This is a genomic window from Paraburkholderia franconis, assembly GCF_009362735.1.
GTDB classification, from domain to species: domain Bacteria; phylum Pseudomonadota; class Gammaproteobacteria; order Burkholderiales; family Burkholderiaceae; genus Paraburkholderia; species Paraburkholderia franconis.
This window is the reverse complement of sequence record NZ_WHNP01000006.1, coordinates 160,217-174,563: the sequence shown is the minus strand read 5'-3', so window position 1 is coordinate 174,563 and position 14,347 is coordinate 160,217. Positions and strand designations below refer to the sequence as shown.

At 62.4% G+C, this 14,347-nt stretch carries 14 protein-coding genes; 13 read left to right on the top strand and 1 reads right to left on the bottom strand.

The genetic code is table 11. The features are described 5' to 3' along the window. Positions 1 to 82 precede the first annotated feature (82 nt). Positions 83 to 559: a transcription elongation factor GreA gene (gene greA / locus GCT13_RS09000; RefSeq protein WP_152757084.1), complete on the top strand. Its 477-nt coding sequence runs from the start codon at positions 83 to 85 to the stop codon at positions 557 to 559. Positions 560 to 578: 19 nt separating this feature from the next. Further along, a complete protein-coding gene (locus GCT13_RS08995; protein WP_152757305.1) occupies positions 579 to 1,085 on the top strand; it encodes a DUF4149 domain-containing protein in 507 nt (168 codons plus the stop codon). 154 nt (positions 1,086 to 1,239) lie between these two features. Here the strand turns inward: GCT13_RS08995 and GCT13_RS08990 are convergent, their stop codons facing one another. After that, positions 1,240 to 1,776 carry a YhbY family RNA-binding protein gene (locus GCT13_RS08990; RefSeq protein WP_152757082.1) on the bottom strand — a complete coding sequence of 179 codons (537 nt, stop codon included), beginning with the start codon at positions 1,774 to 1,776 and terminating at the stop codon, positions 1,240 to 1,242. Between the two features lie 262 nt (positions 1,777 to 2,038). Between GCT13_RS08990 and GCT13_RS08985 the strand changes: the two genes are divergently transcribed. The 11 genes from GCT13_RS08985 to phoR all read left to right on the top strand — a co-directional run bounded on the left by GCT13_RS08985 (position 2,039) and on the right by phoR (position 14,341). After that, a complete protein-coding gene (locus tag GCT13_RS08985; RefSeq protein ID WP_152757080.1) occupies positions 2,039 to 2,701 on the top strand; it encodes an RlmE family RNA methyltransferase in 663 nt (220 codons plus the stop codon). 186 nt (positions 2,702 to 2,887) lie between these two features. Beyond that, positions 2,888 to 4,777 (top strand): ATP-dependent zinc metalloprotease FtsH, encoded by a 1,890-nt coding sequence (gene ftsH, locus GCT13_RS08980; RefSeq protein ID WP_152757078.1) that lies wholly within the window; start codon positions 2,888 to 2,890, stop codon positions 4,775 to 4,777. Between the two features lie 121 nt (positions 4,778 to 4,898). Next, positions 4,899 to 5,783, top strand: a complete 885-nt coding sequence (folP, locus tag GCT13_RS08975; RefSeq protein WP_321574260.1) for a dihydropteroate synthase — start codon at positions 4,899 to 4,901, stop codon at positions 5,781 to 5,783. A 28-nt stretch (positions 5,784 to 5,811) separates the two neighbouring features. Continuing rightward, on the top strand, positions 5,812 to 7,170 hold the full coding sequence (gene glmM / locus GCT13_RS08970) for a phosphoglucosamine mutase (protein WP_152757076.1): 1,359 nt from the start codon (positions 5,812 to 5,814) through the stop codon (positions 7,168 to 7,170). Positions 7,171 to 7,477: 307 nt separating this feature from the next. Further along, on the top strand, positions 7,478 to 8,509 hold the full coding sequence (gene pstS / locus GCT13_RS08960) for a phosphate ABC transporter substrate-binding protein PstS (RefSeq protein ID WP_152757074.1): 1,032 nt from the start codon (positions 7,478 to 7,480) through the stop codon (positions 8,507 to 8,509). A gap of 150 nt (positions 8,510 to 8,659) precedes the next feature. Continuing rightward, complete coding sequence (gene pstC, locus GCT13_RS08955) at positions 8,660 to 9,658, top strand: phosphate ABC transporter permease PstC (protein ID WP_152757072.1); 999 nt, start codon at positions 8,660 to 8,662, stop codon at positions 9,656 to 9,658. Then, complete coding sequence (pstA, locus tag GCT13_RS08950) at positions 9,655 to 10,551, top strand: phosphate ABC transporter permease PstA (protein ID WP_152757070.1); 897 nt, start codon at positions 9,655 to 9,657, stop codon at positions 10,549 to 10,551. The genes pstC and pstA overlap by 4 nt, the downstream gene beginning before the upstream one ends. Before the next feature lie 15 nt (positions 10,552 to 10,566). Continuing rightward, entirely contained in the window at positions 10,567 to 11,415 is an 849-nt protein-coding gene (pstB, locus tag GCT13_RS08945; protein ID WP_152757068.1) for a phosphate ABC transporter ATP-binding protein PstB, read from the top strand. A gap of 31 nt (positions 11,416 to 11,446) precedes the next feature. After that, entirely contained in the window at positions 11,447 to 12,151 is a 705-nt protein-coding gene (gene phoU / locus GCT13_RS08940; protein ID WP_152757066.1) for a phosphate signaling complex protein PhoU, read from the top strand. 72 nt (positions 12,152 to 12,223) lie between these two features. After that, complete coding sequence (phoB, locus tag GCT13_RS08935) at positions 12,224 to 12,925, top strand: phosphate regulon transcriptional regulator PhoB (RefSeq protein ID WP_007748110.1); 702 nt, start codon at positions 12,224 to 12,226, stop codon at positions 12,923 to 12,925. Between the two features lie 102 nt (positions 12,926 to 13,027). Beyond that, on the top strand, positions 13,028 to 14,341 hold the full coding sequence (gene phoR, locus GCT13_RS08930) for a phosphate regulon sensor histidine kinase PhoR (RefSeq protein ID WP_152757064.1): 1,314 nt from the start codon (positions 13,028 to 13,030) through the stop codon (positions 14,339 to 14,341). Positions 14,342 to 14,347: the final 6 nt, after the last annotated feature.

Genomic DNA, 14,347 nt, shown 5'->3' with positions numbered 1-14,347 from the left:
GCGCCACGCTCCAGCGCCTGTATGGGATGCACTTAACCGCGGTGATTTTTTTTATGGCTGTTTTTTGCCACAAGAGCTGTTTATGAGCACTATTCCATTGACGAAGCGCGGAGCAGATCAACTGCGCGGCGAATTGCAGCGCCTGAAATCGGTCGAACGCCCCGCTGTCATCAATTCGATCGCGGAAGCGCGCGCCCAAGGCGACCTGTCGGAAAATGCCGAGTACGACGCTGCAAAAGAAAAGCAGGGCTTTATCGAAGGCCGTATCGCCGAAATCGAATCGAAGCTGGCGGCTGCGCAAGTCATCGATCCCGCCGCGCTCGAGGCGGATGGTCGCGTCGTGTTTGCCGCGACAGTCGATCTGGAAGATCTGGATTCGGGCGATGAGGTGACTTATCAGATCGTCGGTGACGACGAAGCGGATCTCGAGCACGGCCTCATCTCCGTCAGCTCGCCAATCGCTCGCGCGCTGATCGGCAAGTCGGAAGGCGATGTCGCGGCGGTGCAGGCGCCGAGCGGCGTGCGCGAGTACGAAATCATCGCGGTCCGCTACGTCTGAGGCTGCTGTCGTGTCTTCGATGCCGCATCGTCTGTTCAGGCTGCTGACGGTCGTTTGGGTCGGCAGTCTGCTGACCATCGGCTATGCGGTGGCGCCCGTGCTGTTCAAGTCGCTCGACCGGATGACGGCGGGCGCGGTCGCGGCGCAGCTGTTCCGGATCGAAGGTGTGATCGGCGTGGTATGCGGCGTGTTGCTGCTCGCGCTGTGCAATGTGCTGATCCGGCGCGGCGGCGATGCGTATCGGCGTCTGCGTTGGCCGATCGCCGGCATGCTGGTCTGCGTGCTGGTTGGCTACTTCGCGCTTCAGCCGTTTATGAATGCGCTGCGCATCGCCGCGCAGGAAGCGGGCACTGACGTCGGCCATTCTGTGTATGCGAGCCGTTTCGGCATGCTGCACGGCGTGTCGAGTGGTTTCTATCTGATCGAGAGTCTGTTGGGCATCGTGCTCGCGTGGAAATTGCCGGCGGGCGCGAATCTCGTGGCGGAGCAGGGCGCGGGGCGTGTCGCGGGCAGGACGGCTGGGTAAGCCGCTCGCAGAAAGCGCATTTGGCCCGCGGGCTGATTTACGTTCGCAACCGCCACGGAGCGCGGCCGATCGCCGCATTGAGGCGACGGCCTGCAATCCTGGTTCGAATAGCGCGGTCCAGATGTCGATTCGGATCGCCGCGCCACTCCTAGATTTACTTCGTCTGATGCATGCGCTTTGCGCTCGTCTGGCGTTTCTTCGCTTTCTTGATGTTGCCGCCAGCCGTCACGCGCTCGTTGCCGCGCACGAGTACTTTTTGCGGCTTCGGACGGCGCATCGGGTTGTCGGTCGCCTTGACGACCTTGACGACGCGCGGCGCGCCGCCTTTCTTCGCCGGCTCTTCCGAGATGGCCTCGCGCGCGCTCGGCAGCGTGGAGCGCTTCGATTTCGCAGCAGGCGCGCGTCCGGTCCGTGCCGATTCGGGCTTCCAGATCACGAGCAGCTTGCCGATATGCTGAATGGGAGCCGCATTCAACCGATCGCAGATCTCTTCGTAAATTGCGATGCGCTCTTCGCGCTCGTCGCCGAATACGCGGATCTTGATCAGCTGGTGCGCCTTCAGATTGACCTTGATTTCGGCCAGCACGGCGTCGGTCAGCCCTTCGGCGCCGACGATCACGACCGGCTTGAGCGCGTGAGCCTGAGAGCGCAATTCGGCGCGTTGTTCGGAAGAAACTTTGAGGGCTGGCATGGAAAGTGGGAGACTCGACTAAAATGGCATCGCCCGCGGCTTGGACCCGTCGGTCAGCAATTCAGCGGGGCGCGCGCGAGAAAAAAGAAAACTGCGCAGAAAGCTGCGATGAATACGGCGCCGGCGTCAGCATGAACAGGACAGCGGCGCGGACGGCAAGCAGAACCACGAGCGCGGAAGACGGCCTAGGCCGCCGCCGCGCGAATTAAACGCGTATTATCCGCTAAAAGCGCGGCATCACGTAGCAAGAGTTCAACGTTTAATGGCAAAAAACCGCTTCAACCAGTCGTGGCTGCACGACCACATCAACGATCCGTACGTGAAAATGGCGCAGCGGGAGGGTTATCGCGCCCGCGCGGCCTACAAGCTGAAGGAAATCGACGAGCAGGACAAGCTGATCCGTCCCGGACAGATCATCGTCGATCTGGGCGCGGCGCCCGGCAGCTGGAGCCAGTACGTGCGCAATAAGCTCTCGCAGGGCAAGCATCGCGACGCGCAGCGCGAAGGCGGGATCGACGGCACGATCATCGCGCTCGATCTGCTGCCGATGGAGCCGATCGCCGACGTGCACTTCATCCAGGGCGACTTCCGCGAGGACGATGTCCTCCAGCAGCTGGAAGAAGTTGTCGGAGATCGCGCGGTTGATCTTGTAATTTCGGATATGGCGCCCAACCTGTCAGGAGTGGCGGTGGCGGACGCAGCGCGAATCGAGCATGTATGCGACCTCGCACTGGAATTCGCCCAAAACCACCTGAAACCCGATGGTGCCCTTTTAGTCAAATGTTTTCACGGCAGCGGTTATAGCCAGATTGTCGAAAAGTTCAAGCACCAGTTTAAGACGGTGGCCGCGCGCAAGCCGAAAGCGTCTCGGGACAAGTCGTCCGAGACGTTTATTCTGGGCAAGCATCTGAAACGGCCACGTTGAAAAAGGGTCCAGTGATATGTGAGCCCGCATTCCGGTACGCCGGAAAATAAGAGCGCTGAGATTGCGCGGTACGCTATTTATGCGGTAGTGAATGCTTATGGCAGGGGTCCCCGGAAGGGATTAGAATGCCTGAGTGGTGCCGCAAGGCAAATGTAGGCGCTTGTCTATGAGTGAAGGAGTGGTGCTTTGAACAACAACATGTTTTCGAAAGCAGCAGTGTGGCTGGTAATCGCACTGGTGCTGTTTACGGTGTTCAAGCAGTTCGACAAGCCCCGTGTCCAGGAAGGCGTTTCTTATTCGCAGTTCATGGATGACGCGAAAAGCGGCAAGGTCAAGAGCGTGATCGTCCAGGGGCGCAACCTCACGGTGACACCGGCCGACGGTCAGAAATATCAGATCGTGTCGCCGGGCGATATCTGGATGGTCGGCGACCTGATGAAGTATGGCGTGCAGGTCAGCGGCAAGGCGGATGACGAGCCGAACGCGCTGGTGTCCGCGCTGTATTACCTCGGGCCGACAATCCTGATCATCGGTTTCTGGTTCTACATGATGAGGCAGATGCAGGGAGGCGGGAAAGGCGGTGCCTTCTCGTTCGGTAAATCCCGGGCACGTCTGATCGATGAGAACAACAACGCGATCAACTTCTCAGATGTCGCTGGCTGTGATGAGGCCAAGGAAGAAGTTTCCGAGCTGGTTGACTTCCTGCGCGATCCGCAGAAGTTCCAGAAGCTGGGTGGCCGCATTCCGCGCGGCGTGCTGCTGGTCGGCCCGCCGGGAACGGGTAAGACGCTGCTGGCGCGCGCCATCGCCGGCGAAGCAAAAGTGCCGTTCTTCAGCATTTCGGGTTCGGACTTCGTCGAAATGTTCGTCGGCGTGGGCGCGGCCCGCGTGCGCGACATGTTCGAGCAGGCGAAGAAGCACGCACCCTGCATCGTGTTCATCGACGAAATCGATGCGGTCGGCCGTCATCGCGGCGCCGGCATGGGCGGCGGCAATGACGAACGCGAACAGACGCTGAACCAGATGCTCGTCGAAATGGACGGGTTCGAGGCGAACTCGGGTGTGATCGTGATCGCCGCAACGAACCGTTCGGATGTGCTGGACAAGGCGCTGCTGCGTCCGGGCCGTTTCGACCGCCAGGTGTATGTCGGTCTGCCCGATATCCGTGGCCGCGAGCACATCATGAAGGTACACCTGCGCAAGGTGCCGATTGCGAACGACGTCGACGCGGCGGTAATCGCGCGCGGCACGCCGGGCTTCTCGGGTGCCGACCTCGCGAATCTCGTGAACGAAGCGGCGCTGTTCGCCGCGCGTCGCGGCAAGCGCATCGTCGAGATGCAGGACTTCGAAGACGCGAAGGACAAGATCTTCATGGGTCCGGAGCGCAAGTCGGCTGTGATCCGCGAAGACGCGAAGCGTGCGACGGCTTACCACGAGTCGGGCCATGCAGTGATCGCAAAGCTGCTGCCGAAGGCCGACCCGGTGCACAAGGTCACGATCATTCCGCGCGGCCGTGCGCTGGGCGTGACGTGGCAGTTGCCGGAGCACGACAACGAGACGTATTCGAAGGATTATCTGCTGGATCGTCTCGCCATTCTGTTCGGCGGCCGTGTCGCGGAAGAGCTGTTCCTGAATCTGATCAGCACGGGCGCATCGGACGACTTCAACAAGGCGACGTCCACGGCCCGCGCAATGGTCGCCCGTTTCGGCATGACCGACGCGCTTGGACCGATGGTCTATGTCGACGACGAAAACGACCAGTCGCCGTTTGGCCGCGGTTTCACGCGTTCGATTTCGGAGGCGACGCAACAGAAGGTCGACTCGGAAATTCGCCGTGTGCTCGACGAGCAGTACAACCTCGCGAAGCGTTTGCTGGACGAGAACCGCGACAAGGTCGAAGCGATGACCGCCGCGCTGATGGAGTGGGAAACGATCGACGCCGATCAGATCAACGACATCATGGCTGGCCGTCCGCCGCGCTCGCCGAAGAGCACGCCGTCACCTGGCGATGCATCGTCGGGTGGCAGCAGCCCCGGCGCGGAAGTGAAGCCGGGCAGCGCGACCGCTCCTGCTTGATGACGGGTTGAGTCGTTTATACGGGCCGGTGTACTGCACACCGGCCCGTTTTCATTTCTAATGCTGCTACGCGCAGCGCGGTTCTGTCGCGATCCCCACTAACTTCTTCGTAGTACGTCTCGTGTCAAACGCCGATTCCCCGCTTTTTCCGATCCCCGAACCGCTTCAATGCGGCCGATTCACGCTGTCGTTCGAACGCCCGCTCGTGATGGGCATCCTGAACGTCACACCTGATTCCTTTTCCGACGGCGGCCGATACGTGCTGCGCGGCGAGGCGCTGCGCCAGGCGGAGTGCATGCTGCTCGACGGCGCCGATATCGTCGACATCGGCGGCGAGTCGACGCGCCCAGGGGCGCCGCCTGTGCCGCTCGACGAGGAACTGAAGCGTGTGATCCCGCTCGTCGAGCAGTTGCGCGACGCGAACGTCCCGCTTTCCGTCGATACCTACAAGCCCGAAGTGATGCGCCATGCACTGGCTGCCGGTGCCGATTTGATCAATGATATCTGGGGCTTTCGGATGCCCGGAGCGATCGACGCGGTTCGCGACAGCCAGTGTGGTTTGTGCGTGATGCATATGCTCGGCGATCCGCAAACGATGCAGGCGAAGGAGCCCGTTTACGACGACGTCGTGGCCGATATCCGCGCGTTCCTCGACGAGCGCGTCAAGACAATGCTGGACGCTGGCGTCGCAAAAAATCGCATCAGCGTTGATCCAGGATTCGGATTTGGGAAGACGGTCGATCATAATTACGCGCTGCTTGCGCATCTGCCGCAGATCGCGCCGACCGTCGGCATGCCGCTGCCCATTCTCGCCGGCATGTCGCGCAAGTCGATGCTCGGCGCGGTCGTGAACCGGCCCGCGCCGGAGCGGGTAGCGGCGAGCGTCGCGGCTGCCGTGTGCGCAGCCGAGCGGGGCGCCGCGATCATCCGCGTGCATGATGTCGCGCAGACGGTAGATGCACTGAAAGTTTGGGCAGCGACGCGCGATGCGGCGCGACGCGCCTGATCTCCACGCCTGGAAGGAACAGAACATTATGGGACGTCGATATTTCGGAACGGATGGCATACGGGGCAAGGTCGGCGACGCGCCGATCACGCCGGACTTCGTGTTGCGGCTCGGCTATGCGGCCGGCAAGGTGCTCGCGGGCGCCGACAGGTGGGCGAAAACGGGCACGCGTCCCACGGTGCTGATCGGCAAGGACACGCGCGTGTCGGGCTACATGCTCGAAGCCGCGCTGGAGTCGGGGTTCGCGGCGGCGGGCGTCGACGTGATGCTGGCCGGTCCGATGCCGACGCCCGGCGTCGCGTATCTCACGCGCGCGCTGCGTCTCGCGGCGGGCGTCGTGATCAGCGCGTCGCACAATCCTTATTACGACAACGGCATCAAGTTTTTCTCCGCCGACGGCAACAAGCTGCCCGATGAAGTCGAGTCGCTGATCGAAGAGCAACTGGACAAGCCGCTCGAATGCGCGCCGTCCGAGCGTCTCGGCAAGGCGCGGCGTCTCGACGATGCAGCTGGCCGCTACATCGAGTTTTGCAAGAGCACGTTCCCGCAGGCGTTCGATCTGCGCGGTATGAAGCTGGTGATCGACTGCGCGCACGGCGCCGCGTACGACGTCGCGCCGCACGTATTCCATGAGCTCGGCGCGGATGTGGTCACGATCGGCGTCTCGCCGAATGGCTTCAACATCAACGACGGCGTCGGCGCGACCGCGCCGGACGCGCTCGTGCGCGCCGTGCGTGCGAACAAGGCGGATATCGGCGTTGCGCTCGACGGCGACGCGGACCGCGTGCAGGTAGTCGACGCGAACGGTCGCCTCTACAACGGCGACGAACTGCTGTACGTGCTGGTGAAGGACCGGATCGCGACGCAAGGCAAGGTCGAAGGGGCAGTCGGCACGCTGATGACCAACATGGCCGTCGAAGTGGCGCTGAAGAAGGCGGGCGTGCAGTTCGTTCGCGCCGCCGTCGGCGATCGTTACGTGCTGGAGAAGCTGCGCGAGCATCACTGGGAACTGGGCGCGGAAGGCTCCGGTCACATTCTGTCGCTGGATCGGCATTCGACGGGCGACGGCATCGTGTCCGCGCTGCTCGTGCTGGCCGCGATGCAGCGCAGCGGCCGTTCGCTCGAGCAGCTGCTGGAAGGCGTTACGCTCTTTCCGCAGAAGCTGATCAACGTGCGCATGCAGCCGGGCGCCGACTGGAAGGGCAGCGAGGCGATTCGCCGCGCGATCAGCGCAGCGGAAGGTGCGCTCGACGGCAGCGGCCGCGTGCTGATCCGTGCGTCGGGCACCGAGCCCGTGCTGCGCGTGATGGTCGAGGCGGCGCGCGAGAAAGATGCGTTGTACCACGCCGAAACGATCGCCGAAGTGGTGAAGCAGGCGACGACCTGATTGCTGCAACAGCATTTCAACCGGAAGGGCGGCCACATGCCGCCCTTTTTTGTGTCCGCTCGCCGGTAAAACGCGCAGCGGCACCGCGATCGATGCGTTGCATACGCAAACGTTGGCGTTCGCCAATTTCGAGCTGGAAACCCCCTATTCGCGGCGCATCTGCTTCGACGGTGGAAACCCTGGCATAACGCCTTTCACGTAAGTAATAAGACTGTCACGGGAAAGTCACGAAGAGTCACATTACCGTCATAATCGGCCACTATTCTTCGCGGTGTCGTGTCACACGCTCATACCAACCGGAGAAAACATGAAACTGATGCAAACCGCGTTCGCTGGCATGGCTGGCGCTCTCTTCGCGATCGCAGCGCAAGCCGCAGACATTACTGGCGCGGGCAGCACCTTTGCAGCACCGATCTACACGAAGTGGGCTGACGCTTATCAGAAGACGGGCGGCGGCAAGGTCAACTACCAGGGTATCGGCTCGTCGGGCGGCATCAAGCAGATCGTCGCCAAGACGGTCGACTTCGCAGGCTCGGACGCTCCGCTGAAGGACGACGAACTGGCGAAGGACGGCCTGTTCCAGTTCCCGACGGTCGTCGGCGGCGTGGTGCCCGTGGTCAACATTCCGGGCGTGAAGGCTGGCGAAATTACGCTGTCGGGCGAAGTGCTCGGCGACATCTACCTCGGCAAGATCAAGAAGTGGAACGACACGGCCATCGCCGCGCTGAACCCGAAGGCGAAGCTGCCGGATACGGACATCGCCGTGGTCCGCCGCGCTGACGGCTCGGGCACGAGCTTCATCTGGACGAACTACCTGTCGAAGGTCAACACCGAGTGGAAGTCGAAGGTCGGCGAAGGCACGACGGTCAACTGGCCGACGGGCACGGGCGGCAAGGGCAACGACGGTGTCGCGGCATTCGTGCAGCGTCTGCCGGGCGCGATCGGCTACGTCGAGTGGGCGTACGCGAAGCAGAACCACATGATCTACGTCGACATGAAGAACTCGTCGGGCGCAGTGGTCGAGCCGAAGACGGAAACGTTCAAGGCAGCGGCAGCAGGCGCTGACTGGTCGAAGTCGTTTTACCAGATCCTGACGAACGAGCCGGGCAAGAACGCATGGCCGATCGTCGGCGCGACGTTCGTGCTGCTGCACACGACGCAGGAAAAGGGTCCGCAAGGCGCGGAAACGCTCAAGTTCTTCGACTGGGCGTTCAAGAACGGCGGCCAGGCTGCGAACGATCTGGACTATATCTCGCTGCCGGAATCGGTCGTGTCGGAAATCAAGACGCAATGGAAGGCAAAGGTCAAGGACGCATCGGGCAAGTCGCTCGCCGAGTAATCCTTAACTCGTAGCAGCATCTACCGCGCGCATGTGCATGTTGCGCGCGGCCGGCCGCCCGGCTTCGATGGAGCCCGGCGGCCGTAGTACTGGCCGTGTGGCATACGCCATGCGGCAACCGGAAACGCGGAAACAGGTTTATCAGCTCCCATGTCCGACCTCCCTCTCTCTTCTGACGCGGCCCGGTCGACTCCGCCCGGCAGCACGGCGCAAAAGGCGCCCAGCCGTGCCGGCGACATTATTTTCGGCGGCCTCGCGCGGCTTTCCGCCATCGTCACGTTACTGCTGCTCGGCGGCATTATCGTGTCGCTGATCGTCGCTTCGATGCCGACCATCCAGAAATTCGGTCTCGCCTTCCTGTGGACGGCAGACTGGGATCCACCCTCGGAGCAGTTCGGCGCGCTGGTGCCCATCTACGGCACGATTGCGACGTCGATCATCGCCCTTATCATCGCGGTGCCTGTGAGCTTCGGCATCGCGCTCTTTCTGACTGAGCTGTCGCCTGCCTGGCTGCGTCGGCCGCTCGGCATCGCGATCGAACTGCTCGCCGCGATTCCGTCCATCGTCTATGGCATGTGGGGTCTGCTCGTCTTTGCGCCGATCTTCGCGACGTGGTTCGAAAAGCCGCTCGGCTCGCTGCTCTCCGGCATGCCCGTCATCGGGGCCCTCTTCAAAGGCGCGCCGATCGGCATCGGCATCCTGTGCGCGGGCGTCATTCTCGCGATCATGGTCATTCCGTACATCGCTTCGGTGATGCGCGACGTGTTCGAAGTCACGCCCGTGCTGCTGAAGGAATCGGCATACGGCATCGGCTGCACGACGTGGGAAGTGATGTGGAGGATCGTCCTGCCGTTCACGAAGACGGGTGTGATCGGCGGCGTGATGCTCGGCCTCGGCCGCGCGCTCGGCGAGACGATGGCCGTCACGTTCGTGATCGGCAATACGAACCTGCTCGACAACGTTTCGCTGTTTTCGCCGGGTAACAGCATCACGTCGGCGCTTGCGAACGAATTCGCGGAAGCGAGTCCTGGGCTCCATACGGCGGCGCTGATGGAACTCGGCCTGATCCTGTTTGTGATTACCTTCATCGTGCTGGCGATTTCGAAAATCATGCTGCTTCGCCTCGAGAAAGGGGAGGGCGCGAAATGACCCAGTCCTCGTTGAACATGCCGGGCAGCACCGACAGCGCAGCGCTCGAAGCGATGCGCACCAGGTTGCAAAGACGCCGCAAGGCGACCAATGTGGTCGCGCTGACGCTGTCGCTCGCGGCGATGGCCTTCGGCATCATCTGGCTCGTGTGGATTCTTTACACGACGCTGCGTCTGGGCATCGGCGGCCTGTCCGTCGAGCTCTTCACGCAATCGACGCCCCCGCCGAACACGGACGGCGGCGGTCTCGCGAACGCGATCGTCGGCAGCCTGCTGCTCGTCCTGCTCGCGACGTTCGTCGGCACGCCGATCGGCATCATGGCGGGCGTGTATCTCGCCGAATACGGCCAGAAGGGCTGGCTCGCGAGCATCACGCGCTTCATCAACGACATTCTGCTGTCGGCGCCGTCGATCGTCGTCGGTCTGTTCGTGTATGCGCTCGTCGTCGCGAAGATGGGCCACTTCAGCGGCTGGGCGGGCGTGATCTCGCTGGCGCTGCTGCAGATTCCCATCGTGATCCGCACGACCGAGAACATGCTGAAGCTCGTGCCGAACGCACTGCGTGAAGCGGCCTTCGCGCTAGGCACGCCGAAGTGGAAGATGGTGCTGTCGATCACGCTGAAGGCGTCGGTGGCGGGTATCGTCACGGGCGTGCTGCTCGCCGTCGCGCGTATCGCCGGCGAGACGGCACCGCTGCTCTTCACGGCGCTGTCGAACCAATTCTTCTCTGTGGACATGAATCAGCCGGTTGCGAACCTGCCGGTCACGATCTTCAAGTTCGCGATGAGCCCGTTTGCGCAGTGGCAGTCGCTCGCGTGGGCTGGCGTATTCCTGATCACGCTCGGGGTGTTGGGACTCAACATCCTCGCGCGTACGATCTTTTCGAACAAGTAAGGGCGGAGCGATCCGATGAACATGGCAGAAAGTCACCTGAATCCCATCGAGCGCCCGGCGTCACCCGCTGGTTTCGACCCGGCCCAGAGCGGCCACGCGGCAGCGCCCGCGCAACCGAAAATCGAAGTCAACAACCTGAACTTCTTCTACGGCAAGTATCACGCGCTGAAGAACATCAACCTGCAGATTCCCGAAGGCAAGGTGACGGCGTTCATCGGCCCGTCGGGCTGCGGCAAGTCCACGCTGCTGCGCACGTTCAACAAGATGTACGCGCTCTATCCGGAGCAGCGCGCCGAAGGCGAAATCCTGATGGACGGCGAAAACCTGCTTGCGTCGAAGCGCGACATCTCGCTCTTGCGCGCGCGCATCGGCATGGTGTTCCAGAAGCCGACGCCGTTCCCGATGTCGATCTACGACAACATCGCATTCGGCGTGAAGATGTTCGAAACGCTGTCGCGCTCGGAGATGGACGACCGCGTCGAGTGGGCGCTGACGAAGGCCGCGCTGTGGAACGAAGTGAAGGACAAGCTCGGCCAGAGCGGCTACGGCCTGTCGGGCGGCCAGCAGCAGCGCCTGTGCATTGCGCGCGGCATTGCGATCCGTCCGGAAGTGCTGTTGCTCGACGAACCGTGCTCGGCGCTCGACCCGATTTCGACGGGCCGCATCGAAGAGCTGATCGCCGAACTGAAGAGCGACTATACGGTGGTGATCGTCACGCACAACATGCAGCAGGCCGCGCGTTGCTCGGATTACACTGCATATATGTACCTCGGCGAGCTGATCGAATTCGGCGACACCGAGAAGATCTTCATCAAGCCCGTCCGCAAGGAAACGGAAGACTACATCACGGGCCGCTTCGGCTAAGCGCACGGCGCACGAGCTTAGGGAGTACGACATGACGGATAAACACCTGTCCAGCCAGTTCGACGCAGACCTGAATCTGGTGTCCTCGAAGGTGCTCGAAATGGGCGGCCTCGTCGAGGCGCAGATCGTCGCCGCGATGAACGCGTTGAACGATTTCGACACGGGCATCGCCGACCAGGTGATCGCAGCCGAAGACCGCCTGAACACGATGGAAGTCGAGATCGACGAAGAGTGCAGCAACATCATCGCGCGCCGTCAGCCGGCGGCACGCGACCTGCGCCTGCTGATGGCGATCTCGAAGACGATCACGAATCTCGAGCGCGCCGGCGACGAGGCCGAAAAGATCGCGAAGCGCACGAAGCGCCTCGCGGAAGATGGCGCGGCGCGCACGATCAACATCGCCGAAATCAAGCTGTCGGGCGAGATGGCCGTGAGCATCCTGCGCCGCGCGCTCGACGCGTTTGCGCGCCTCGACACCGTGGCCGCCGCGCAGATCGTGCGCGACGACAAGGCGATCGACGAGGAATTCCGCGGTTTCGTCCGCAAGCTGATTTCGTACATGACGGAAGATCCGCGGCTGATTTCCGTGGGCCTCGATTTCCTCTTCATCGCGAAGGCGATCGAGCGGATCGGCGACCACGCAAAGAACATCGCCGAGTTCATCATCTACGTCGTGAAGGGCACCGACGTGCGGCACAAGGGCCGTGACGCGCTCGAGCGCGAAGCGCTCAGCTGATGCGCCCTTGATACGCAATCGATCGAATCCGGCCAACCGTTCCCATAGCATTACGTTTATCAAGAGGCGCCGATGCCCAGCAGTATTCTCGTTATCGAAGATGAACCCGCGATTTCCGAGCTGATCTCGGTCAACTTGCAACATGCGGGCCATTGTCCGATTCGTGCGTACAACGCCGAACAGGCGCAGAACCTGATCAGCGATGTGCTTCCCGACCTCGTGCTGCTCGACTGGATGCTGCCGGGTAAATCGGGCATCGCGTTCGCGCGCGACCTGCGCAACAACGAGCGCACGAAGCACATCCCGATCATCATGCTGACCGCGCGCGGCGACGAGCAGGACAAGGTGCTCGGCCTCGAGATCGGCGCCGACGATTACGTCACGAAGCCGTTTTCGCCGAAGGAGCTGATGGCGCGCATCAAGGCGGTGCTGCGCCGTCGCGCGCCGCAACTGACGGAAGACGTCGTCGCGATCAACGGCCTGAAGCTCGACCCCGCAACGCACCGCGTCGCCGCGCATGCGGAAGGCAACGAGATCAAGCTTGATCTCGGTCCGACGGAATTCCGCCTGCTGCATTTCTTCATGACGCATCCGGAACGCGTGCACAGCCGCACGCAATTGCTCGACCAGGTGTGGGGCGATCACGTGTTCGTCGAAGAGCGCACGGTCGATGTGCATATCAAGCGGCTGCGCGCGGCGCTCAAGCCCGCGGGTTGCGATGCGATGATCGAGACGGTGCGTGGCAGCGGCTATCGTCTGGCCAAGAGCGCCTAAGGTAAACTGGTCGGTAATACGAAGCGCGCTGCGAGGCCTCACCGCAGCGCGCTTTGTTGTCTCAGATGTCTCAAGGTCTGGTCTCTAACGTCGCAGGAACACATGAACATCATCTGGGCGCGCTCCCTGGTATCGCTCGTGCTCCTCGCTGTTCTGTGCGTGGCGGTCGGCGTATTCGTCAACACGAAGGCGGCGCTGAGCCTCGCTGTGATCGCGCTGCTCGCGCAGGGCATTTTCAGCACGTTCCACAAGCAGCGTCTGTGGCGGCTACTCGATGCGCCCGTCTATGGCGAGGTGCCGAGCGCGCCGGGCATCTGGGGCGAAATCTACTACCGGCTGCACAAGCTCGCGAAGCGCTGGCATGCGCAGGTGCGCCAGGTCGAGCAGCAGCACTCGCGTTTCATTCAGGCGATCCAGGCATCGCCGAACGGCGTCGCGATGCTCGACGATCACGATCAGATCGAGTGGTGCAACGCGATCTCCGAGCAGCACTTCGGCCTCGACGCGAAACGCGACTTGCGTCAGCACATCACGCATCTCGTGCGTCATCCCGACTTTGTCCGCTACCTGAACTCGCATCAATACGAAGAGATGCTGATCATGCGCGGGATGGGCGACAAGCGGCAGAACGTGCTCTCCGTGCAGGTGTTCCCGTATGGCGAGAACCGCAAGCTCGTGCTGTCGCAGGACATCACCGAGCTCGAGCGCACCGACGCGATGCGCCGCGATTTCGTCGCAAACGTGTCGCACGAACTGAAAACGCCGTTGACGGTGCTCGCCGGTTTTCTCGAAACGATGCGCGATATTCCGCTCGACGACGATGAACGCGCGCGCTACCTCGACCTGATGATGCAACAGGCGCAGCGGATGCAGCACATCGTCAGCGATCTGCTCGTGCTCGCGACGCTCGAAGGCGACAACAAGCCGCCGAGCAACCAGATGGTCGATATGCGCGCGGTGGTCAGGCATCTGCAGGAAGATGCGGAAAGCCTGTCGGCGGGACGCCATCGGATCTCGTTCGATGCCGACGAAGCGCTCACGGTCACGGGCGTCGAAACGGAAATTCTCAGCGCGTTCGGCAATCTCGTCACGAATGCGATCCGCTATACGCCCGATGGCGGCTCGATCAATGTGAGCTGGCGCGTGCAAGGCGGACAGGCGACGTTCATCGTCGCCGACAGCGGCCTCGGCATTCCCGCTGCGGATATTCCGCGTTTGACGGAGCGCTTCTATCGCGTCGATCGCAGCCGTTCGCGCGACACGGGCGGCACGGGCCTCGGACTCGCAATCGTCAAGCACGTGCTGCAACGGCACGACGCGCAGCTCGAAGTAAAGAGCGAAGAAGGGCGCGGCAGCACGTTCACGGTGCGCTTTCCGGCCGCTCGCACGGCGCTGCTGCATACGACGGCCGCCTGAGACTCA

Coding starts and splice junctions, on each gene's coding strand:
- pstS (WP_152757074.1), top strand. CDS start 7,478: ATGAAACTGATGCAAACCGCGTTCGCTGGCATGGCTGGCGCTCTCTTC.
- greA (WP_152757084.1), top strand. CDS start 83: ATGAGCACTATTCCATTGACGAAGCGCGGAGCAGATCAACTGCGCGGC.
- GCT13_RS08995 (WP_152757305.1), top strand. CDS start 579: ATGCCGCATCGTCTGTTCAGGCTGCTGACGGTCGTTTGGGTCGGCAGT.
- phoU (WP_152757066.1), top strand. CDS start 11,447: ATGACGGATAAACACCTGTCCAGCCAGTTCGACGCAGACCTGAATCTG.
- pstA (WP_152757070.1), top strand. CDS start 9,655: ATGACCCAGTCCTCGTTGAACATGCCGGGCAGCACCGACAGCGCAGCG.
- pstB (WP_152757068.1), top strand. CDS start 10,567: ATGAACATGGCAGAAAGTCACCTGAATCCCATCGAGCGCCCGGCGTCA.
- phoB (WP_007748110.1), top strand. CDS start 12,224: ATGCCCAGCAGTATTCTCGTTATCGAAGATGAACCCGCGATTTCCGAG.
- pstC (WP_152757072.1), top strand. CDS start 8,660: ATGTCCGACCTCCCTCTCTCTTCTGACGCGGCCCGGTCGACTCCGCCC.
- phoR (WP_152757064.1), top strand. CDS start 13,028: ATGAACATCATCTGGGCGCGCTCCCTGGTATCGCTCGTGCTCCTCGCT.
- GCT13_RS08990 (WP_152757082.1), bottom strand. CDS start 1,776: ATGCCAGCCCTCAAAGTTTCTTCCGAACAACGCGCCGAATTGCGCTCT.
- glmM (WP_152757076.1), top strand. CDS start 5,812: ATGGGACGTCGATATTTCGGAACGGATGGCATACGGGGCAAGGTCGGC.
- GCT13_RS08985 (WP_152757080.1), top strand. CDS start 2,039: ATGGCAAAAAACCGCTTCAACCAGTCGTGGCTGCACGACCACATCAAC.